General features: G+C 41.7%; 19 protein-coding genes and 1 pseudogene. 17 read left to right on the top strand and 3 right to left on the bottom strand.

Annotated features, from left to right (window positions below; translation table 11 throughout):
- Together GO009_RS06075 and GO009_RS06070 are read left to right on the top strand one after the other, a co-directional pair.
- Positions 1–990 carry a type IX secretion system membrane protein PorP/SprF gene (locus tag GO009_RS06075; RefSeq protein ID WP_163625323.1) on the top strand — a complete coding sequence of 330 codons (990 nt, stop codon included), beginning with the start codon at positions 1–3 and terminating at the stop codon, positions 988–990.
- Between the two features lies 1 nt (position 991).
- Positions 992–2,938, top strand: a complete 1,947-nt coding sequence (locus tag GO009_RS06070; protein ID WP_163625322.1) for an OmpA family protein — start codon at positions 992–994, stop codon at positions 2,936–2,938.
- A 2-nt stretch (positions 2,939–2,940) separates the two neighbouring features.
- Here the strand turns inward: GO009_RS06070 and GO009_RS06065 are convergent, their stop codons facing one another.
- Complete coding sequence (locus GO009_RS06065) at positions 2,941–4,185, bottom strand: NRAMP family divalent metal transporter (protein ID WP_163625321.1); 1,245 nt, start codon at positions 4,183–4,185, stop codon at positions 2,941–2,943.
- 81 nt (positions 4,186–4,266) lie between these two features.
- Positions 4,267–6,642: a prolyl oligopeptidase family serine peptidase gene (locus GO009_RS06060; protein WP_163625320.1), complete on the bottom strand. Its 2,376-nt coding sequence runs from the start codon at positions 6,640–6,642 to the stop codon at positions 4,267–4,269.
- A gap of 223 nt (positions 6,643–6,865) precedes the next feature.
- Here GO009_RS06060 and GO009_RS17895 point away from each other — a divergent pair.
- Positions 6,866–8,580: pseudogene (locus GO009_RS17895) on the top strand (GMC oxidoreductase).
- Between the two features lie 4 nt (positions 8,581–8,584).
- Complete coding sequence (locus GO009_RS06050) at positions 8,585–9,295, top strand: gluconate 2-dehydrogenase subunit 3 family protein (RefSeq protein ID WP_163625319.1); 711 nt, start codon at positions 8,585–8,587, stop codon at positions 9,293–9,295.
- A 73-nt stretch (positions 9,296–9,368) separates the two neighbouring features.
- On the opposite strand, the gene GO009_RS06045 is transcribed toward GO009_RS06050, so the two are convergent.
- Positions 9,369–10,148, bottom strand: coding sequence for a collagen-like protein (locus tag GO009_RS06045; protein ID WP_163625318.1), 780 nt, complete (start codon positions 10,146–10,148; stop codon positions 9,369–9,371).
- 162 nt (positions 10,149–10,310) lie between these two features.
- Between GO009_RS06045 and GO009_RS17890 the strand changes: the two genes are divergently transcribed.
- The 13 genes from GO009_RS17890 to GO009_RS05980 all read left to right on the top strand — a co-directional run bounded on the left by GO009_RS17890 (position 10,311) and on the right by GO009_RS05980 (position 22,752).
- Entirely contained in the window at positions 10,311–11,111 is an 801-nt protein-coding gene (locus GO009_RS17890) for a helix-turn-helix transcriptional regulator (protein ID WP_163625317.1), read from the top strand.
- A 60-nt stretch (positions 11,112–11,171) separates the two neighbouring features.
- A complete protein-coding gene (locus GO009_RS06035) occupies positions 11,172–12,476 on the top strand; it encodes a serine hydrolase (protein WP_163625316.1) in 1,305 nt (434 codons plus the stop codon).
- A 240-nt stretch (positions 12,477–12,716) separates the two neighbouring features.
- A complete protein-coding gene (locus tag GO009_RS06030; protein ID WP_163625315.1) occupies positions 12,717–14,042 on the top strand; it encodes a phage integrase SAM-like domain-containing protein in 1,326 nt (441 codons plus the stop codon).
- Between the two features lie 67 nt (positions 14,043–14,109).
- Positions 14,110–15,015: a hypothetical protein gene (locus GO009_RS06025; protein WP_163625314.1), complete on the top strand. Its 906-nt coding sequence runs from the start codon at positions 14,110–14,112 to the stop codon at positions 15,013–15,015.
- 126 nt (positions 15,016–15,141) lie between these two features.
- Positions 15,142–15,426: a helix-turn-helix domain-containing protein gene (locus tag GO009_RS06020; RefSeq protein ID WP_163625313.1), complete on the top strand. Its 285-nt coding sequence runs from the start codon at positions 15,142–15,144 to the stop codon at positions 15,424–15,426.
- Between the two features lie 4 nt (positions 15,427–15,430).
- Positions 15,431–15,820, top strand: a complete 390-nt coding sequence (locus tag GO009_RS06015; RefSeq protein ID WP_163625312.1) for a hypothetical protein — start codon at positions 15,431–15,433, stop codon at positions 15,818–15,820.
- A gap of 5 nt (positions 15,821–15,825) precedes the next feature.
- Positions 15,826–16,299 (top strand): hypothetical protein, encoded by a 474-nt coding sequence (locus GO009_RS06010; protein ID WP_163625311.1) that lies wholly within the window; start codon positions 15,826–15,828, stop codon positions 16,297–16,299.
- A gap of 176 nt (positions 16,300–16,475) precedes the next feature.
- Positions 16,476–16,982, top strand: coding sequence for a hypothetical protein (locus GO009_RS06005; protein ID WP_163625310.1), 507 nt, complete (start codon positions 16,476–16,478; stop codon positions 16,980–16,982).
- Positions 16,983–17,382: 400 nt separating this feature from the next.
- Positions 17,383–17,691 carry a hypothetical protein gene (locus tag GO009_RS06000; RefSeq protein WP_163625309.1) on the top strand — a complete coding sequence of 103 codons (309 nt, stop codon included), beginning with the start codon at positions 17,383–17,385 and terminating at the stop codon, positions 17,689–17,691.
- Between the two features lies 1 nt (position 17,692).
- Positions 17,693–18,097, top strand: a complete 405-nt coding sequence (locus GO009_RS05995) for a hypothetical protein (RefSeq protein WP_163625308.1) — start codon at positions 17,693–17,695, stop codon at positions 18,095–18,097.
- Between the two features lie 4 nt (positions 18,098–18,101).
- Positions 18,102–18,527 (top strand): hypothetical protein, encoded by a 426-nt coding sequence (locus tag GO009_RS05990; protein ID WP_163625307.1) that lies wholly within the window; start codon positions 18,102–18,104, stop codon positions 18,525–18,527.
- A gap of 29 nt (positions 18,528–18,556) precedes the next feature.
- On the top strand, positions 18,557–21,673 hold the full coding sequence (locus GO009_RS05985) for a phage tail tape measure protein (protein WP_163625306.1): 3,117 nt from the start codon (positions 18,557–18,559) through the stop codon (positions 21,671–21,673).
- A gap of 191 nt (positions 21,674–21,864) precedes the next feature.
- Positions 21,865–22,752 (top strand): tol-pal system YbgF family protein, encoded by an 888-nt coding sequence (locus GO009_RS05980; protein ID WP_163625305.1) that lies wholly within the window; start codon positions 21,865–21,867, stop codon positions 22,750–22,752.
- Positions 22,753–22,755 lie beyond the last annotated feature (3 nt).

The raw sequence follows: 22,755 nt of genomic DNA, 5'->3' as shown, positions 1-22,755 counted from the left end.
ATGCCAAATAAAAAAGGTTTTTCAAAATACGGAATGGTTCTAGGAGTGCTTTGTATGGCGTTTGGCTACACCCATGCCCAAAAAGAACCACAGTACACCCAATACATGTACAACATAGGCAGTTTTAACCCAGCTTATGTGGGAACTGTGGAGAGTCCTGAAATTATTGGCCTGTACCGTGCACAATGGGTGGATATTCCCGGTGCGCCGACCACCATACGTGGAGGGGCCAACATTCCTTTCAACAACGAAAAAATGGGACTGGGCGTCAACATTGTTAACGATGTACTTGGACCATCCACACAAACCTATTTTGATGTGGCCTATTCCTATCAAATTCAATTATCCGAAGACACTAAACTATCCTTTGGACTTAATGCAGGAGGTTCGTCCTTGAACATTGATTATTCCAAAGGTACTTTTGAAGACCCATCGGACGGTTCCATCTTGGGAGGGAATTATAGCAACTTCTATCCGACCGTGGGTGCAGGACTGTTTATGTACCACAAAGAAGACTGGTATTTAGGACTTTCAGTACCCAATTTTTTGACCAATGCCCTATATAATGATGAAGTGGCGACCATTGTAGAAGACAATATGCAGTTCAATGCCATCGGGGGCTATGTGTTCGAGTTGGGAGAACAAACCAAATTTAAACCGGCCTTTTTGGTGAATTATCTTCAGGGTTCCCCGGTAACCGTAAACCTGTCGGCCAATTTTCAATTTATTGATGCATTGACCATCGGGGCTTCCTATCGGTTTGATAATGCCGTGAGCGGACTGGCTGGATTCCAAATTTCCAACGGAATGTTCATTGGATACTCTTACGATTATAATACCAATGGTTTGGGCGAGTACAGCGGCGGTTCGCATGAAGCCATTTTAAAATTTTATATAGGTAGAGGCGGTTTTGACTTTGGAAACAACAATTCAAAGAACAAAAAATCAAAAAATAAAGGTAAGCAGATAGATTCCCCAAGATTTTTCTAACATGAACCATACAAAAAAAATACAGATAACACTTTTGGCATCCCTGTTGGGTGTGGTTTTCTGCTTCGCCCAAAAAAAGAAGTCTCAAGGCGATGTTTTCTTTTTTCAATACGAATACCAAAAAGCAGTCAATGCATACGAAGAAGAACTTTCCGAAGGTGTGTTGACCAAGCAGCAGTTCCTGAACCTTGCGGACGCTTATTTTGAAACAAATAATTACGGCAAGGCTTCGGAAGCCTATATGAAAATCTATGACCAAGACACTTTGATGGACACGCACCATTACAATAAAATGTTGCAGAGCCTATCCAAAAGTCCGAATGTCGATGGAAAGAGAGATTTTTTAACCAGTATATCATCAAGTTTTCCAAAGGAACTGATGGAGAACATGGAATTCAACAATCAGTTGTTGCAAAATGGCGCGGATGGAAATCAGTTGGAGTACGAAATCTTCAATTTGGAGGGCAATAGCCCCCAAACGGATTTTGCCCCCAGCTTTTACAATGATAAGTTATTGTTCTCCAGCGGGCGTCAAGTCAATAAAAAACTACGGTACGAACCAGGTAACGAAGGCTATTTCAATATTTATGAATCCGAGATTCAACCTAATGGGCAAATTACTGCTCTGCAATCTTTCCAAGAACTAAAGGATACCGATTACCATGAAGCGACACCGTTTTTTTCGCCTGGATTGAACAGTGTGTTTTATGTGCTGTCCAATACGCAAGATGGCGAACTGGCCTTTGATGAAAACGGTAAAAACGCCTTGGCCATTGCAAAGCAAAACATTGGAGGTTCCTACCAATTGTTGCTAAAGGATTTGAGCACCTCTTTCTATTATCCTTTTTACGATGATGCCAGCGGAAAACTCTACTTTTCTGCAGATTTCGAAGAGGGCTACGGAGGAACGGACATTTATTTTGTGTACACCAATAATGGACAGGTAATGTCCGCCCCGATCAATTTAGGGCCACGTATCAACTCATCCGGTAACGAGATCGCACCTTTTATTTTTGAGAACAGTTTTTATTTTGCCTCGGACGTATTCTTCGGACTTGGCGGTATGGACATTTATAAATCCAATATTGAAGACGGAGGTTTCGGAATCCCTATCAATCTGGGAGCACCCATTAATACCGAATTCGATGATTTTGGAATGATCATTAGAAATGATGGCGATGGATTGTTGGGCTATTTCGCATCTAACCGTACAGGCGGAAAAGGTAAAGATGATATTTATGGCTTTAAGGTTGACGAAAAGCCCGGCCTCAAGACCATTACCTTTAAAGGTGCCGTTGTGAATGCGAGCAGTACATCCAAAATAGTGCCTAATGCAACAGTGAGTCTTTGGGATATGAACGGGGAAATGTTGGCAGAGACCACTTCGGATGAAGAAGGCCAATACAGACTGGAAATCCCGTATGAGCCCGAGTTGGTGTTGGATGCATCCAAAGAGCGTTATTCAAGATTTATCAAAAAGTTTGATAAAGATGAGTTGGATGCCTTGCAAAACAGCATTTTTGATGTGCCCATCGCCTTTTACAATGACCTTGTGGAAGAGCGCGAGGGCCAGAAAGTGGTGAAGATGGACGATTTTTATTTCAATACCAGTTCCACACAACTAACGGATGATATCAAAAGCGAGCTTACCAAAGTCATTGATTTTATTGATGCGTTTCCCCGTGCCCAACTCAGAATTGAAACCTACACGGATAGCAGGGGAGGGAGCAGTACCAATTTTCGGCTTACCCAGGCCCGCTCCGATGCCATTAAAAAATATTTGGTGGAAAACGGTGTTCCGGCAAGCAATATCTTGTATTCCGTAGGTTATGGAGAGGACAAAATTTTGAACAATTGTACCAACGGCGTGTTCTGTTTGGAAACCTTGCACAAAAAAAACCAGCGCTCCTTGATTGTTGTTCTTAATGACAACGTGCTGTTTGATTAAAACTAAACCAACAACATCCAACAATAGTACAGCGCAAACAGTGAAAGGAAAATCATCCCACAATAGGTAAGCATTTTTAGTCCCATTTTAGGCTGATGTTCCTTTGGAACATCTTTTCCAGTTACCGTTTTTAGGTTCATCCATCCCAAAAGTGGGGCAAAAACAAAGGACACAAACGTAGCCAACCCCACCAGGTCCCCCATATTGGCACTAAACAGACTGATCACTATCCAATTGATCCATGCCATTGCAATGACCATCAAGGCGAAAGCATGTTTTTGGTTATAGATGTTTTTCTTAGGATATAGTTTTTGAAGCACGTCCAAACTCACACGGGAAATAGCGTCATGGGCTGTCATGCATGTACTGAACATGGTCGCAAAAGCAGCTACAGCAATAAAAAAGTAGGCCCAATTGCCAATATGTGTGGTGAACAGATTGACCAACTGGTCGGCAAAAACCACGGCATTGCCGCTGAGTTCGGTTCCGGTACCATACAGGGTCATCCAACCAATAATCATAAAAAACAGCGCCAAAACAGCCGTTAAAATATAGCCTACGTTAAATTCTTGCAGGGCAAGTTTAAGTGTGGGCTTGTTCTTCATGGTCTTTAGGTTTTCCATGCCCCAAAGGCTCACCCATCCTGATGCCTCTACGGCCGTGGGCATCCACCCCACAAGACCGATTAAAAACAAAATCCCGACCTCATTAAAAATTTCAGGCCTTTGGTAGGATGCAGCATCAGGTACGGGCCCTTTTTGCAACACCATCACCGTTGTGACCAACAAGGCGATAAAAAGTATGGTAATGACCGCTTTCAAGGAATTTTCAAGAAATCGGTACTTCCCAATGATCAAAATCAAACCGATAAAAACAAACAAGCCCAACGATATAACTCCAGCACCCACCGAGCTCACATCGAATAAATTCATGAATAAACCTGCCGTTACCACATAAAGCGCTGCTAAAATGGTAAAGGTGGAAATCAGGGTAACGAAGGCGTAGATGTACAAATAGGTCTTGCCTAAATTGGTGTATCCCTCGATCAGACTTTTTTCCGTTACCGTGGTGTATCGTATCCCAAATTCAAAAAAAGGATATTTGAGCAGGTTGGCCAAAACAATGGGAATTACCATTACCCATCCATATTGTGCACCTGCTTTGGTGGAAAGGACCAAATGTGAGGTGCCAATGGCCATGCTGGCAAACAATAGGCCAGGGCCGAGTGCTTTTAACAATGCTTTCATGCAGCTTGTTTGTTAATTTTCAGGCAGGAAGATATGTTTTTTTTGCTTAAAGTCTTTGGATTCTCCCTTTGATGCAATCCTTTATTCTTTCCCTAAAAGTGATTTTTGGAACAGCTTGAAGATGCGGGTATACTCGTCCGTCCAACTGCTGGGCTCCACAAAACCGTGTCGCTCCACAGGATAAACTGCCATTTCCCAATTTTCCTTGCCGAGTTCGATCAAGCGTTGGGAAAGCCTTACCATATCCTGAAAATGCACATTATCGTCCACCATGCCATGAAGAATCAAAAGGTCGCCTTGCAAACCATCAGCAAAATAAATGGGAGAACTGCGTTTATAGGCCAAGCTATCGGTAGCAGGTGTATTTAAAATTCGTGCTGTATAACCATGATTGTACGCGGCCCAATCCCCAACAGAACGAATCGCTCCACCAGCACTAAAGGTGTCCGGTGCATTGAACATGCCCATAAGTGTGATAAATCCACCGTAGGAGCCTCCGTAAATACCTATTTTATCTGTATCAATACCGTAATCATCCACCAACATTTTGGCACCATCCACTTGATCGGACAAATCCTTGCCGCCCATGTGCCGGTAAATTCCAGTACGCCAATCTCTACCATATCCGGCACTTCCACGGTAATCAATATCAAGAACGGTGTAACCATTATCCACCAACAGGTTGTGGAACATATATTCCCTAAAATAGGAGCTCCACCACTTGTGTGCGTTCTGTAAATATCCCGCACCATGTACAAAAATCACGGCTGCCTTATTTTTTACCGAAGCTTCGGGTTGGTATAATCTTGCGTGAACTTTTGCACCATCCGATGCCTTGAACGTAATGATTTCTGGGTCTTTCCAATCATACGCATTAAATGCATCACTATTGGATTTGGTGATTTGCTCTGCTTTGGGATTTCCACCTGTCTCAACAGGATTATTTTTAATGAACAATTCCGTAGGCTTGTTGGAATACGAGTAGAGAATGGCCATTTTTTCCTCATTGGGGGAAAGCACCACATCATTTCTACCCACCATAGTGGTCAACTGTTCCCATTTTCCACCTTTGAGTGCCATGGAATAGAATTGACGATCGCCCGGATGGGTCTTGTTGGAAGTAAAATACCATCTGTTTTTATCTTTGGATAGGAAAGCATCATAAATTTCAAACTCCCCAGAAGTTAAGGCCTTGGTTTTCTTGTTGTTGATGTCCATGGTGTACAAATGGGAATACCCTGTTTTTTCGGACATGAACCAAATTTTATTGCCATCGGGCATCCATCCTAAATCGCCTCCTCGATAGCGGCCTATGCCTGGACCTCCGATCCAAGCTTCATCATGTTGGCGGTCCAATTGCTCCACTTTGCCCGTTTTTGGATCCAGTAAAACAAGCCAACGGTCTTTGTAATCGTTGGCTTGGATGTCCAAAATAGCTTTGCTGCCATCCATGTTCCAGGTAGGTCCATTAATATATCCGATACGGTCCTCGTTTTCATACGTTTTGTCCGGATAATCCTTGGTGTACTCCGGAACATAGTCCAAACCCTCCAGATTATCCAAAACCACGGGATAGTTTTTGCGGTTTTCCACATCGTACACAAACATTTCGTATTGTGTGGGTTCATCGCCTACTTTGGAGCGGGTGTTTTGATCTTCGGTATAGCCCGATTCCGTTACAAAATGGGGCACAATCGTTCCTTTGGAATCAGGGCGATCCATCAAAATATAAGTGATGTAAGAACCAGAAGGGTCTATTTGCAGACTGATGACCCTTTTTCCATCTGTTTCGAGTTCCAGTGGTTGTAGCGTTTCCAGTTTTTTGCTGATATGTTCCCCAGCATCTCTTTTTGCTTTTCGCTCCTGCAGTACATCAAAAATCTCCAATTGGTCTTGATAGAGCCATTCATCCTTGGTGTTGCGTTTTGGTTCTTTATCCTTGGACTTTACAAAATGTGTTTTTTGTTCCATCAATCCCGAAACAATGTTCCAAGTGTAAAGTTCCCCATCCTTTACAAAAGCTATGCTTTTTCCATCATCGGTAAAATGTGGGTTACTTTCCCGTTCTTGGGTTTTGGTAATGGGCCTGGATTGATGGGTGTCAACATCCAACAAAAAAACATCCCCGTTTTTGGCATAAACCGCCTTTGTTTTGCTTTGGTCGTATGTTAATCTAGATGAGGGGAGAGCATTGGCTTGCAAAAAACCAACTTTTTTAATGTTTTTGCTATTGACGGAGTACGCATAAAGCGAATCGCTCATGGCATTGTCAGGATTCCAATCAAAGTACAAGGTTTTTCCATCGGTGGACCAATAGGGGCTGGACGGCCTATGTCCGACAAAGTCATCCCCTTGCATAATATCCTTTATTTTTAAGGCGGAGATATTCCCCTTTTGAGCCAGTAAAGTGTTGAAAGTGATAAGAAAAAGTACGAACGTCGTAAAAAATCTTCCCATGATGGTTGTAAGGTTTAAAGATGGTTTGTTCTTCAAATATCGTGTATTTTGATGAGTTTGTATTATAAGCTATAAAAATGAAAATTGGGAAAAGCTCCTGTTTTATGCACAGAAAAAGTATCTTTAAAACGCACTAGATGCAAGAAAAATCAATCTATCCCTTTTGGATTATGAGGTAATATATTGATTTTAAGAAAAGTAAAACTAAACCAAACATATATCCATGCAGATAATAGAGAACGGCACTGTTTACGATGCGATCATAGTAGGCTCGGGAGCAGGAGGGGGCATGTCGGCGAAAGTTTTGTCGGAGGCCGGCCTTAAGGTCGCCGTGGTCGAGGCGGGCCCCTTTTTCGACCCTGCGAAGCCGGAGCACCAGACGCAGTTGAAATGGCCCTATGAAAGTCCAAGAAGGGGAAAAAGTACCCGGTTCCGTCCTTTTGGCGATTTTGATGCGGCCTATGGCGGCTGGGACATCGAGGGGGAGCCCTACACCCAAGGGGAGGACACGAGATTCGATTGGTTCCGTTCCCGGATGCTGGGGGGTCGGACGAACCACTGGGGGAGGATCTCCCTGCGTTTCGGCCCGAAGGACTTCAAGCACAAGGACGTTGACGGGCACGGTGACAACTGGCCCATAGGCTATGATGACGTAAAGCCGTATTACGAYAAGGTGGACAAGATGATCGGGGTGTTCGGCACCAACGAGGGGCTTCCCAACGACCCGGACGGTTTCTTTCTGCCACCGCCCAAGCCCAGGCTCCAYGAACTKTTYTAYATCAAGGGGGCGAAAAAGAGCAATATCCCGGTGTACCCATCGCGTATGTCGATGAGATCAACGAGGACAGGGGCGTGTGCTTCTAYTGCGGGCAGTGCAACCGYGCCTGCCAGGTGTACGCCGATTTCTCCGCGGGGACCTGCCTTATCTTCCCGGCACAGAAGAACGGTGGCCAGATCGACCTTTTCGTGAACTGTATGGTCCGTGAGGTGACCACGGACGAAGAGGGCAGGGCCACGGGCGTATCCTACATCAACAAGGAGGACAGGAAAGAATATAAACTGAAGGGCAAGGTAGTGGTCCTTGGGGCCTCGGCCTGCAGTTCGGCACGTATACTCTTGAACTCGAAGAGCAAACAGCATCCGAACGGGCTGGGCAACAGCAGCGATGTGGTGGGCAAATACCTGCACGATTCCACGGGGGCCGATAGGGCGGCTTTTGTACCGGGGCTGATGAACCGGAAGGTGTCCTACAACGAAGATGGTGTAGGCGGCATGCACGTGTACTCCCCTTGGTGGGGCGACAATTCCAAGCTCGATTTTCCGCGTGGCTACCACATCGAGGTTTGGGGCGGCATGGGAATGCCGAGCTACGGCTTCGGCTTTAACGTGAACGAGTTCAACAAGTTCTTCGGAACCAAGGTGGGCGGCTACGGGGACGTGCTGCGCAGCGATGCGAAGAAGTACTACGGGGCGGTCGTTGGAATGGCCGGAAGGGGCGAATCCATCGCCCGGAAGGAGAACTACTGTGAGATCGACCCGACCACGGTGGACGAGTTCGGCATCCCGGTACTGAAGTTCCACTATCAATGGAGCCAGTTGGAGATCAACCAGGCGAGGCACATGCAGGATACCTTCGAGGAGATCTTGGTCAATATGGGCGGTGAGCCCTTGGGGGACAAGCCGGGGAAGGAGACCAACTACGGGCTTCACAACCCTGGGCGGATCATCCAYGAGGTGGGGACCACCCGGATGGGCAATGACCCGAGGACCTCTGTGACCAACAAGTACCAGCAGTTGCACGATGTGGACAACGTGTTCATCGTGGACGCGGGGCCTTTCGTGTCGCAGGCGGACAAGAACTGTACCTGGACGATACTGGCGCTCTCGATGAGGGCATCGGAGTACATTGTGGAGCAACTCAAACAACAAAACATATAGGGAGATGGACAGAAGAAAGAGTTTAAAGTCGATAGTACTGGGCTCSGTGGCCGGTGGACTGGCCATGCACGGGTGCAAGCCCGCTACGGARGGCACGGAACTGACAGAGGCCCCGAAGATCACCTACCCGGGACGGGTGCCGCAGGAAACRGAACTGATCAACGAACTACRGGACGAACAGTTCCTSAACCCGCACGARRYGGAGACATTGACCGTGCTSTGCGACCTTATCCTGCCCCCTTCGGAGGAGTACAARGGGGCRTCGGACGCCGATGTKGTGGGCTTCATCGAGTTCATGGCCAAGGACGAGGAGACCCTGGGRCCTGATATCCGCGGGGGCATCATGTGGCTGGACCACAAGGGCAACACGGAGTACGGGACGGAGTTTGTAAAGTCCACAGAGGACCAGCAGAAGGAAATTTTGGACGGTATCGCTTACTACGACCCTGAGGTACCGGGCAAYGAGCGTCCCTTTGAGGTGAACTTCTTCTCSTTGGTGAGGAACCTGACSATGACGGGCTTCTAYACGAGCAAGATCGGGATCGAGGAGATCGGTTACAAAGGGAACCAGCCGAACGTATGGGACGGCGTTCCGGAGGATGTACTGGAACAGCACGGGGTAAGCTACGACGAGGAATGGCTCGCCAAATGCGTGGACCAGAGCAAGCGGGGCATCATCGCAGAGTGGGACGAGGATGGCAATTTGTTGACATAATAAAGGTTTCACTAAAAAATAAAAAGCCCTGGCCTTTCAAAGGCCAGGGCTTTTTTAATTTATGTTGATGATGTTATAAGGCTTCCAAAGCTATGATGTCCACTTCCCCTGATATATGTAGGTCGTTGCCTGTAACATTGTCTAATGCAGGAATGGTGAACGCGAATGAAAAGGTCAGGTGTTTGGCGGTGGTATCGTAGGTAACATCCTTAATTATGTCATCATCTTCAGGGGTAAAAAAAGGCCAATTACCGTCCACAACAAAATATTTATTGTCATCCCCCACAACTGCATATTCGTTGATTTGAATATTGAAAAGGTCTATGCTTTGGGAGTCCTCCCCTGGATTGGTAACCTCGAATGTGATTTTAACAAAAGAATTTGTGTCATCTTGGTTTTTATCTGGGACACTAAGGAAACGCCTTATATCGAAAAAATAAGTGTTGCCACCAAAGTTAACATTATTGTTGATAGGTAATTCAGCAGGGTCAATAGGTGTAAACTTAAACGATGTGGAGTCTTGGAACAGTACATCATCCACTCTCTTTCCCTCCATTTCAAGAGTGATATATCCATATTGGGTTAATTCATCAAAGCCTACCCCATTTTCTCCATCTTGCCCATCTTGCCCATCGGCACCATCTTGCCCATCAGTGCCATCTTGCCCGTCTTCACCATCTTGTCCGTCTTCACCGTTTTTGCCATCGGCACCATCTATTCCATCAACTCCGTTGATTCCATTTTTTCCATCGACCCCATTTTTTCCATCGATTCCATCTTCACCATCAGAACAAGAGACCATGGCTATGCCAAGTGCAAGAATGGCAATGCTAAAAAGTTTAATTAGTTTCATAGAATATAAATTTTAAGACAAAGGTAGTTTTGCTATTTATTTAAAAGAGAGGTAATTGATGGATGCCAGGTTTAAATTGACAGATGGGTGTTTTGAATGGATATACGAAATTGAAAAAGTTCATATATTGAATAAAAAGACATTATACTTAGTTTAATTGAAGTGAAGATAACCGCCCATTATCCCAAAGAGCCCCTCAATCAAATTTTTAGGGAATGTTACTATATCCACCTTGAGAGTGATTATGGTACGGGGCAGATTCCCGTAATTGATGATTGCTGTTATGATTTTGTATTTTTCAAGGAGGCTTCGGGTGCTTTTTATTATGGTGTGGACTCGCGAAAAGTCGCTATCCATAGCAAGGTTTTTACCATTCACAATGTAACGCCACCGTATCGGATTGAAGCAGCAGGTTCGCTTACTTTTTTTACGATAAAGCTGCAACCTTGGGTGAACGCCCATTTTTTTTCGTCGTTACAACAATCGGCTGTGGTGGATATAGTAAATACTGATGCAACTTTGTTGCGGTTTCACAATAGTGTTTTTAAAGTGGATGAGTTCTCCGATAGGTTTTCTTTGGCAATGGAATTTATGCAGGGCAACATGTTTGAACCGACACCCTCGATGGAATTGGTGCGCGAACTCTGCAATTATATTTATGAAAAACAGGGAAAAGTAACAGTGAACCAACTGAGTGAATATTTTGAGAAATCGAGGCAATATTTGGGCAAGGTTTTTAAAAAAGAAGTGATGTATTCGCTAAAAAAATTCATTATTACCGTTCGGATATTGGATTTGGTCAAGTTCAAAGCCAAAAACCCTGATATTTCCCTTACGCAGCTCAGCTACGATTATGGCTATTTCGACCAAGCACATTTCATCAACGATTTCAAAAAGGTTTGTGGAGTTGTACCCTTACAGTTTTTCAATAATTTACCTGAGTTTTTGTTGCGACACCAATAGTTTCCATTTTTACAATTATTTTGATGAGGCTTGTGCCTTCTTTGCACAAACAAATTGATTATGAGGAATTATTTGATTGTTTTGATGGTATTCTTGTCAATGAGTTGCCTTGAGGACAGGAAAAGGGCTGTGCAGCTTTCATCAAAAATGGAAGCAGTAAAGGATTCTGTAGATACTTATTTTTCCAAACTTACGGAACTGAAAAAATTCAACGGGGTTGTGTTGGTCTATAAAAATGATACGCTATTGCTCAATAAAGCGTATAATTTAAATAATAAGGGCACTACATACATAACAACCCGTTCACAGTTTGATATCCATTCGGTTTCCAAATTAATGACCTATTATTTGTTGGCCAAATTGGAGCACGAAGGAGAACTTTCCATAGACCAGACCTTAAACAATTATTTTGAAGACTTTCCCAAAGGGAAAGAAATCACACTTGAGATGTTATTGAAACATACATCGGGTTTGCCAAGGGAGTTGGTGGGTTTTGAAGGTGAAGAGTACGACTTGACCTCCAGTGAGATTATAGAGTTGGCCAAAAAGCAATCTTTGTTGTTTGCTCCTGGAACCAATGTGCAATATTCCAACGTGGGGTATGAACTTTTGTACGGCATTGTCTCAAGGGCTTATGATAAACCTTTTGCCCAATGTGTTGTGGATGAAATTTTTGAACCCTTGCAAATGGATTCGAGCGGGGCGCATTTTTTTGTCAAGGAAAACCGGGTCAAAAATATGGCCCAAAACCATGTGTTGAAGGATAATGAATTAGTACAGATAGATAATATTCAGCACGACGAATTCCGAACAGCCCGATTGTTTTCTACTGCAAACGATTTAAAGAAGTTTATAGATCATGTAAAACAAGAACCCTATGCTTCATTTTTAAAAGATGGGAACGGGGTCATTGCCAAAGATGGTGGTTCCAAGGGCATCAGGGCACAAGTTTATACCGATTTACAGAACAATTTTGATTTTGTATTGCTGGCCAATTATGACGGGATACCGTTTTTTGACACTATTGATGATATGGTAAAGCTAATGATGTCCCAACCTGTAAAATATCCAAAGGAAATCAATAGAAATTCCATTGTTGTTAAGAAAGAAGTGCTTCAGCAGTATGAAGGCTCCTATACTTTTGCCGATTTTGACGGATTGGTCTTGGAGGTAAGACTTGTAGATGGGCAATTGGCTATTTTTCAGGAAGGGGATAAAGTAGGGGGGCTACAAGCAGAAACCCCGACGGTGTTTTTTGAGGATCCAAAAGCTGCCGAATCTTTTGAGTTCATCAAAAATGAATCCGGCTCTTTTGATGCATTAATGGGGTGGAAAGGTATTGTTGTGGAAGGTAAGCGGAACTAATTTTTCACTACTAAGAAAAAAAACCTGTAAACAACATTATGTTTACAGGTTTTTTATGTACTCGAGGCGGGAGGTTAATAGTAGGATATCAATCAATTTTTTTAAACCTATAATATCAGTAAATACAGGAGGTTTGTCCCGTGTGAGTTTATTGATGTTGAATTGTGTTGAATTAAATTGGCTTTTGGTTGTCTAAATGTTGTCTAAACTTTAAATTTACTACTCGTAAACAGAGAGTAGATGTCTTCCATAAGATTTCAAATTCAGAGTAAGTCAGAGAATGCCAACATTTATGTACGTATATCGCTTGCCAGAGGTAAGGTTTGGAAAAGAAAAACTGGATATACTGTAAATCCTAAATTTTGGAGCAAGACAAAAGGTATGCCCATTCAAAAAGATGAGCACCTTAAAAGCCTAAAAGCGAATTTAAATAGTTTCAGCATTAAGCTCGAGAGGGGCATGAATAAGGCTGTAAAAAACGGGGTTCCGATAACAGGTGAATGGCTGGAACAGGAGATTTCTGTTATTAATAACTCAAAACAAACAATAGAACTTGATGTTCTTGTTAATTATATCAATCATATCATAGATACTGCCAGCTCTAGGCCAAATCAAAAAGGAGGAATAGGGCTGTCGGAAAGGAGGGTAAAAGGTTATATCACATTTAGAGGGGTTATAGAGAGATTTGAAAAAGATTTCAGAAAAGGGAAACCAATATTGATCCGTGAAGTTGACTTGCAATTGGTTGAGTTATTTAAAAAATGGCTTTTTTCAAAAAAATACTCCATTAACTATGTCGGAAAAAACGTTGATAATTTAAAGGCTGTTTGCAATGATGCCGATAGAAACGGAATTGAAACCTCATCTGCTTTAAGGAATATCCGCAGTTTTTCGGAACAAAAGGAACCTGAAGCCATCATTTATCTTTCTGAAGAAGAGCAATCAGTAATTGCAAATAAAGAATTAAAGCGGGATGCGTTGGTGAATGCCCGGAAATGGCTTTTACTTGGTTGTCTTATTGGGCAGAGAGGCAGTGATCTCCTGAAATTGACCGAGAATGACATAAAGCAGCTAGAAGGTATCAGAGTTATTGAAATCAAACAAAGGAAGACGGGTAAACTAGTAGCAGTTCCATTATTGCCTGAGGCCGAGAATATTTTGAAAGATGGATTCCCATATCAGATTTCGTTGCAAAACTTCAACGAATACATCAAGGAAATTTGCAAACTGGCCAAACTGGATACTCCTACACCTGGCCTTAAAAGACATAAAGCTAAAAAAGGAGAGAAAAAGGGAATAAAGCCAAGTGTGAAAGGTATTTACCCAAAACATGAGTTGATAGGAAGCCACGTATGCCGTAGGTCGTTTGCAACCAATTTTTATGGAAGGATACCAACCCCAATACTTATCAATATAACGGCTCACTCAACCGAAAAATTATTCTTGCGTTACATTGGAAAAACTACCTATGATAATGCGTATCAAATGGTGGAATATTTCGGTAAACTTCAAAGCAAGAGCAAGAAGGAATCGAATTTGACGGTGTTGAAGAATAATGTTGTGTGAAATATTTATTATGAACGGACCTAAAAAGAAAAGACTTCAGTCAGATACCAAAGCACCGGATAACATTGTGAATATGACGGTAAGGGAAAGGATTGATAGGGAACTCGTCATAATAGATACAATTTTTAGAAGTCAGTTAGGGGAAATTAATTCAGATAGATTATTGATAGGTGAACCCAAATACCTAAGATTTTTGTTCAGCGTCCAATCCGATACGGAGCTATTTAAAATTGAATCATACATTTCCCATTATTCAAAAAGAATAGAAAAGTCTATCAATAACACGTTATTGCAAAATGAATTAAGGGGTTATCATAAAAGGGCCAATGAATTGATAGACCTCTTTAATTTTAAACTTACCGAAGAAAGTGTAATTGTAAAGGCCTATAGGGATAACTTACCAGAATCCTTTGAAGAAAAATTGGATTACCAAAATCAACACTCTGCCGTAGTCTTGGTCAATCATCTTAAAATATCGAAAATCATTTTTGGGGCCTTTAATAGCTTTCAAAAGGATGGTTTTTCATGGGAAACAAGGAATCATAATTACGTTTCAACAAATTATGAACTTGCTATCTTTTGTGAAAAATTATGTCGTTTCGTAGCTGATTGCGGTATTATAAAATTAAAGAACAACAACAAATTAAGCTTTGATTCTACTGACAAAGGAATTGAAAAATGTTTTGAAAGTGGTTGGTTCGAAGTCGGTTTAAAATTTGCATCTGGAGAGGCTCAACTTGCTGCGAATCGAAAGAATCAAGAAGGATTAAGTTGGGACTATGTGACAAAGGAATTAGGGTTGGACCCCAAAAAACACAGACCGTATTTGTCAGAAACATGGAACGATACCAATAAGACTTCCGATAAGAATATTTACAATAACAAGGATAAGGTAACGACTATTATTAACTATTGTGAAGAAAATGGAATCACGGTAGTAGATGACTTCATGAATAAATTATCATTCGATTAAACCAAGCTAAACTTCCTTTTTATTAACTCCAAACGGTACTGAATCAGTACCAAACTCGTACGGTACCAAGTGTTAGTACCAATCTATGGAGTGCAATTTTGCTTTCATAACATCAAAACTAAGGTTATGGAAGGAAATCAAATCATTTTACAGGGTATTAGTGAAGCAAGCCTCGTCGGTAGGATTAAATTGGCCATCAAGGAGGTCTTGGAAGAAAATACCGTTGATTCCGATTCTACTGATAAAATCGGATTACTGACCAGGGATGAGGTATGCCAATTGCTTAAAATAAATAGAACAACACTTTGGAGCTATACTAAGCAAAAAAAGCTAAAGAGCTATGGTATCGGAAACCGTGTCTATTACAAGAAGAATGAGGTTTTAGATGCCGTAAAACCCCTAAAAAAATAAGCCCATGGAAATGATGATCAATGGGCTAAATTCGTTGGAGAGCGAACAGTTCAAAGATAGGCAATTATTTATATCCTTCTTGCGAAAAAGGATTGAGAGTGGTACAGGCTCCAGTATCGAATCACTCCGGGAGGAAAATTCAGAAGAAAGACTTTTCTACTTAGGTGCGTATTATGTAACTACTACCAAAAAAGCGTTATGTGAAGCCTTGGATATCCCAATTGAAGCTGCTTGCCGGTATAAAAGAGCAAGGGAAAAAGATGGGGTTTTGAAGCAATCAGAGGAGGACGTAATTTGCCCTGTCACCAGACATCCAGCAAGGCTGATCAGCACCAATCCCAAGGAGTTTAAAAAACTACACAATTCCAATCAACTCAAAATATTCACCACATGAAGGCAATGAGCAAATTGATTGGATTGTCGATGGAACTGCAAAGGAAGCAATACCCAACCATACCAGAACACGCGAGACCCAAGCCCAAGTACACCGATAAAACCAGTAACGGTTTGACCAAGTGCATAATTGATTGGATAAATTTCAACGGATACCAAGCCGAACGTATTAATTCTATGGGCAGGCCATTGGACACAAGAAAATCAGTTAAAGATGTGCTTGGCCGCACTAGGACGGTCGGATCCATAAAATGGGTAAAGGGACAATCGCAAAACGGAACAGCAGATATTTCCGCCACTATAAAGGGCCGTTCAGTTAAGATTGAGGTTAAATGTCAAGGATCTGGGGATAGGTACCAAAGTCAAGCGCAAAAGGAATATCAAAAATCAATTGAAAAGGCGGGGGGTGTATACATCATTGCCAGAACGTTCCAAGGCTTTATGAATTGGTACGATAGATTTGTAAATGCAAGGATATGAGGGATGAGCGATATTTTAATTTTCCTATTCAACTTTTAAGTGGCTACCTGGGCAAACCAAAAGATACTCTTGATAACATCATTGATTATGCCATTTACAAACACACTTTAGAATTCGAATACGATAATGGCATCGAAAGCATGACCAAATCCGCAGCTAAATTTTTTGGTCTTTCCGTGCCCGATAAGCAATGGGTTTATGAAAAAGGAAAAGAGCTATATCGAAAATTCCCTGTTGATGGACCAAAGGTGGGATTATCCAAGTCAATTCTTTGGGACTATTATAAGAACGATAAAACAGAATTTCAACACCTATGTTTATTAGGTTTCTTGGGAATCAAAAGCATTTTACAAAACAAGGCCTATTGCAAAATGAATAATAAGTTCTGGCTATCCAGAATGGATGGAAAAGCAAAATCTGTGAATGACATATCAGAATTATCTCCAGTGATTAGGTCTTACGCAAATGAATATCAAACCAGAAAGATCAAAACTGAACTAAGGGATAATTGGAACCTTGTGACCTATTCCAGATACACGAGAGGTTTTTACGTCAGTTTCAAAATGGAGCTTGAAGAATTGATCTATGAAGCAGAAAAAAGAAGAAAATCCACTCGTGAAAAGCAATCAAAATTTGAAGAAAAAATAGCCCTCGAAAGGGTACTAAAAAGGTTGTATGGATAACACGACCATTGCACGACCTATAAAAAAGAGTTTTTCAACAATTGTTTTTTTACTCTCATACTGGTTTTAAAATGTACACGACCTATAAAAAGATATTGTAGAAAGAACTTTTAAAAATAACTTTTAGAAAGACATTGAAAAAGGTGTTTTCACTTTTTTTGGTTGAAAATGACAATCAAAATGAAGTATTTGGAAGTCATTACGCGCGTAGAGGACTTTGAAAAAAAATTGAAAAAGAAAAGAAAAAATTCCGGCCAAAAAGAAAAGAATTTATGGACATATTCCAACAACAAAAACAGTTTATACAAATTAAATACAAGTTAAGTGCAACATTCTCTGATTAAGTCTATTGTGTTGATTTAGATGAGGTAATTTTAAACCAAAGTAGTTAAAAATAGTTATGGCCAATACGACTGGAAAAAAATTCGGTGGAAGAAAAAAGGGAACCCCAAACAAGCAAACCAAGGAATTTAGAGAGCGGTTATCAACTCTTTTGGATGATAGATGGGACACGTTCATTCAGGATCTCGACAAGATGTCGCCTAGAGAGCGCGTGGACACTATGGTAAAATTGATGGAATACACTATTCCTAAACTTAGCCGCACGGAAATAGACGATGTGACGGACATTGAGAAGATAATGCAATTAAGCCCAGATGAACGTCTGGCCAGATTGGAAGAACTGAAGAAATTAAAAAAAGTGGTGTGATATGGACCTAAAGAAACAGTTTGAACTTTATCGTGATGCATACATAGTGGACCATCCGTGTTTCAACGTGGGAATACTTTGTAAAACGATTGATTTTGATGAGGAATTCAAGCCTTTGCCAAAATTGTACAATGGAACCGCTCAAAATAGATGGGCCATGCCAGGATTCATTCCGACATTTTCAAGGATTTTCGAGGGCAATCCGCTTGCAATTGATCCGAATATTGAACTGGAAGAGCCACCGAAAAACGAAACACTTGAAAAGCTGCTAGATCTTTTCATTGAACCAGTCTTTAACAATGGGATAAAATATTACAAAAGCGAAGAAATCAAGGCCCTTGGCATTAACCATCAATGGTTCAAGGTCATATTCATTAGCGAGAACACTAACTATTTTTTAAACTGAAACTATGGTAACACACGAACAGGCAGAAGTGATAAAAGAGTATTTGGATGTATACCAGATGCACTTTTTTGATGGAACTAGACTGGCAAAGTTGGAGGAAGTGAATCGAAGCGTAAAGGCTGGTACCCCACGTTATCCTGAAATTATGGCCATGATGGGACTGGATTCGGACAAGGACAAGCAGACATCGGAGGAAATTGTCAAAAGAGAGATGCAATTGGCCAAAGAACGAAGGTTGTTGTATTTCGATGAAATCAAGGCCATTCACAATCAATTGTCAGATATGGGAATAGATGAAAGGGTAAAAAGAATACAGGAATCATTGCATTTAAAGGTCATTGTAAACCACAAGGATAACATCATGACCGAAGATGCCATGGGTATGAGCGAAGCTGGCACTTTAATGAGCATTATACGAGACAAATTGTAACTGAACACTAAACTTTAAAATTTGAAACTATGCCAAACGGGAAAATTACGGGCAGAGATCTAATTGATAATAGCGCATTCCAGGTCTTTGAGCAATTGCAAGGACAAGTATTAGAGAGCATTAAAAAAATGAATAACCTTGGAACGGCCATGAGGAACGCTTCAAGCCCAGCCGAATTGAGAAATGCAACGAATCAAAGTTTAACTGCAATCAAAAATGCAGATGGTGCACTTGAGAAAATGACAAGGACCACTATCAAGTATAGGCAGCAAAATAATACAAATCTAGCGCAGTTACGATCTTTGAACAGTGCATATCAGCAGCAGAGTAGGCTTCTTATATCTCTAAGGCAAAGACAAAAGGACCTCAACATCCAAAAAGTACAAGGAGCGAAATTGACCAAGGCGCAAGAGGTAGAACTAAAAAGATTGACCGCTCAAGTACGAAGACTGGATGCAAATCTTAAGAAAGTTGATTCTGCTGCAGGCCAGTTCGGGAGGAACGTTGGAAACTACCCAAAAGTTTTAGGGACCGCTACACGTTCGTTGAGAGCATTTGTAGGGGCTTTTGGCTTTACCAGTGGCATTTTTTTGATGGCGCAGGCATTACGGGAGACTTTCCGGATATTTAAGGAGTTTGATCAAGCACAAGCAGATTTAGCAGCTATCTTAGGTAAATCCAGAAAGGAAATCGTAAACCTTACAAAGCAAACCAAGGAATTAGGAGCAACTACTGCTTTTACCGCTACACAGGTGGCTCAACTCCAATTAGAATTGTCTAAACTTGGGTTTTCAGAAGATCAGATTCTTGCATCTGCTGCGGCCATAGAGCAATTGGCAATTGCAACGGGAGTAGATGCAGCAAGGGCAGCAAAGTTGGCCGGGGCAGCTATAAGGGGATTCAATTTGGACGCGGAGGAAGCTATAAGGGTTTCTTCAGTGCTTGCGGTATCAACAACCAAGTCAGCATCATCCTTTGAGACATTGGAGGTTGCATTGCCCAAGGTTTCTGCAATAGCAAAGGCTTTCAATTTTACCATTGAAGACACGGTTGCATTACTTTCCGGGCTACAGAATGCAGGTTTTGAAGCCAGTATCGCCGGAACTTCATTAAGACAGATATTCCTGCAGTTGGCTGATTCCAATGGTAAACTGGCCAAACGGTTAGGTGGCAATGTCAGGAGCTTTGATGAGTTGGTTGCTGCCTTCAAAAAAGTAGAATCGGAGGGAATTGATCTTGCTGAAGCATTTGAATTGACCAATGCGAGAAGTGTTGCGGCCTTTAAAGTGTTTCTACAAGGTGCGGATGACCTCAAAACTTTAAGGGACAGTATAACTGATGTAAATGGTGAACTAAAGAAGCTAGCGGATACTAAATTGGATTCACTGAAAGGTGAAATAACCTTGCTCAATTCGGCATGGGAGGGATTGGTCCTTTCAGTTGAGGACGGAACCGGCTCAATTTCCAAGTTTTTTAAGGGTGCGGTCAAAGGGATTCGATCGGTATTTGAACTACTAAAGGACTTAAACTCATCACCAGAGGAGTTACAGGAAGCCTTTAACAAGGGGCTTAGCCTTGAAGCCTACGAAGAGGCTTTGAACAACCTGAAGATAGATTCCATAAAAACGGGCAAGACAATTGCTGAGGTTGCTAGGGACAATTTCTTCAAGTTCACGAATGAAGCCGATATTGCCCGTGATGAAGTCAATAGATTAAAGGAAAGCATCAAAAACGCCAATGAACAGATAAAAAAAGGCGGGCCGGTAGCAGAAGCCTATAGCAATGAACTTGTTTATTTGGAGGAGGATCTTAGCAAGGCTAGTAAAACCCTTGCAATAAAAGAAGGAAAGTTAAAGGCAGTAAATGAAGCCATAAGGAAGAACATCATAGCCACCAAAGAGGGCAGTAAGGAGGAACGTGAAAAACAGAAATTCCTGCTTGGGACCATTGGGTACTATGAAAACTACATTCAAGAACTGGTAAAATTACAGAAGAACACGGCACGAAATGAAGCCGAATTTGATAGTTTCCAGAAAGAGATCGATAAGGCAAGAGTTAAAATATTACAGTTGCAAAGTGCACTTGTCAAGTTTGAGGGAAAGAAAGTGGTACTTGATCTAAATATCAGCGACAAGGAGTTTGAAAAAGCTTTGAACAATGCTGAAAAAGCGGTACAAGAATGGATTCGGAACTATCAAATACAGCTTGATAATGCCGAATACTACACTGAGTTAAAAGCAGATGCCATTCAAGGAATATTCTCAGGGGTATTCAATACCTTTTCCAAGGAATTCAACTTTGACTTTTCCAGTCTTGATTTTGTATTTGATTCCATAGCTGATAAACAAAATAAACTCTTCTCGAGAGAGAATGTTGATGATTGGGCCAACTTTACCAAAGGCGCAATAGGGAGTGTATTGGATGCTTCACTGAACAGATATGAAATTGAAATTCAAGAAGCACAAAGGGCGAGGGACCTCATCATTAACAATGACCGAGCAACTGAAAAACAGAAAAGGGCAGCGGAGAAAAAATACGATGAGGAAATTCGAAACATAAGAATTAGGAGGGCCAAGGCCGAAAGGGATGCCACTTTAATAAGGATCGCATCCGATACCGCCGCTGGTATTGTAAGCGCACTTGCCCAGATTCCAAAGTTTGATTTTGGAATATCGGCTGCGGCTTTTGCCGCTTTCATAGCCGCTACGGGTGCTGCACAAGCTGCATTGGTAGCATCGCAGCCTCTTCCCCAATTCTTCAAGGGAAAGAACCTTATGGACAATTACGAGGGTCCGGCCACTTGGGGGGAGCGCGGAAAAGAGGTAAAGATTGGCTCAGATGGCAGCGTGGAGGTGTCACCGAACAGAACAACACCTTTGTACGTCAAAAAGGATGATATCATTACACCTTCTATTGATGACTTCAACCGTAGAATGAAGCAACCAAATTCCGAAGTGTTCAAAAGAGTGTCAAGGTCGTTGCAGGACGATACCGAAACGAGGTCTAGGATTGTAATGGTGAAATCCGATTCGGATACAAAGACAATTGAAAAAGCTTTTGAGCGTGTCATGCGCAAATATGCCAATAGGCCCATCCATGTAAACGCCAAAGTGGTCGATGACCGAAAAGTAAAAAGTTACTTGTAAGGCAGGAATATTCAGGTTTTTTTATTCATGATGAAGATATTTCGTGGATCACCACGCGCGTGTAGGAAGATTTTATTCATATCACACCGCGTGCGCGTGTATCGATAGACAAATATTTGATTTTGTAGGAATTTGCCCTATATTTAATGGACTCCCCCTTATTTTGATAATCAAACCAAAACCTAAACATTATGAAAAGGACGATGCTTCTTCTCATGGCTGGAATCCTATCCAGTTGCATTAACAATTCAAATAGTAGCGAACTAGAAAAATTAAAGACGGAAAACAAGAAATTGACCGTGATGGTTGACAGTCTTTTAAAGACTCCAGAGAACCGATATAACAAAGCTTATGGCTTACTAGAGCAAAATAACGATTCGTTGGCCTTATCAGAATTAAAACAATTGGTCCAATATTACCCAAAATCCGACTATGCAGAAAAGGCTGTTGATGAAATTTCACGAATCGAGGCTGAACAAAAAAAACAAAAGGAAGAAGAGGAACGAATAAAAAGATTGGGGTTTAAAGCGGTCAAAGCCGCAACTAAGATAAAATATGATTACTTGACTTTGAATTTTACCGATATTCAATTCAGGGAAAACTTTGTTTTTGATTCCTACGATGATAGATATCATTATCGGAGTGCCGAAAGGGGCAGTAAATACCTTGTGGTCAGGGTTTCAATTACTTCCGAGGTCAACAACGCATCATTGCCTAGAATTTTGGCGTATGCATTGAAAGACGGTGAACTTATTAGCATAACACCTCTAGGATTGAGGTATGAGTTTAGAAGATGGGAAGATTATGGAAGCTACCTTGGGAACAATGCCGATTATGGGAATGATTTTGCCCAGATTAGTACGATTGGATTTAATTTGGGAAGCCAAATTTCAGAAAGTGAATTCAAGGGTTTCCCTATTTATGTCGTCATGCAAAAGACCAAAGCATTTCATAGAAATGAGGGGAGGTTTGACAATCCTCCAGTTTCTTATAAAGCTGATGACCACAACTACAAAAATATTTTGACTCTGCAGGATTTTAGCGATACCGGGGATTATTTACTGGTCAAAAGGTTGTGATTT

It is taken from the genome of Allomuricauda sp. TY007 (assembly GCF_010468565.1).
GTDB lineage: Bacteria > Bacteroidota > Bacteroidia > Flavobacteriales > Flavobacteriaceae > Flagellimonas.
Note: the sequence above shows the minus strand (reverse complement) of the source record. Positions and strands in the feature narration are given on the sequence as shown.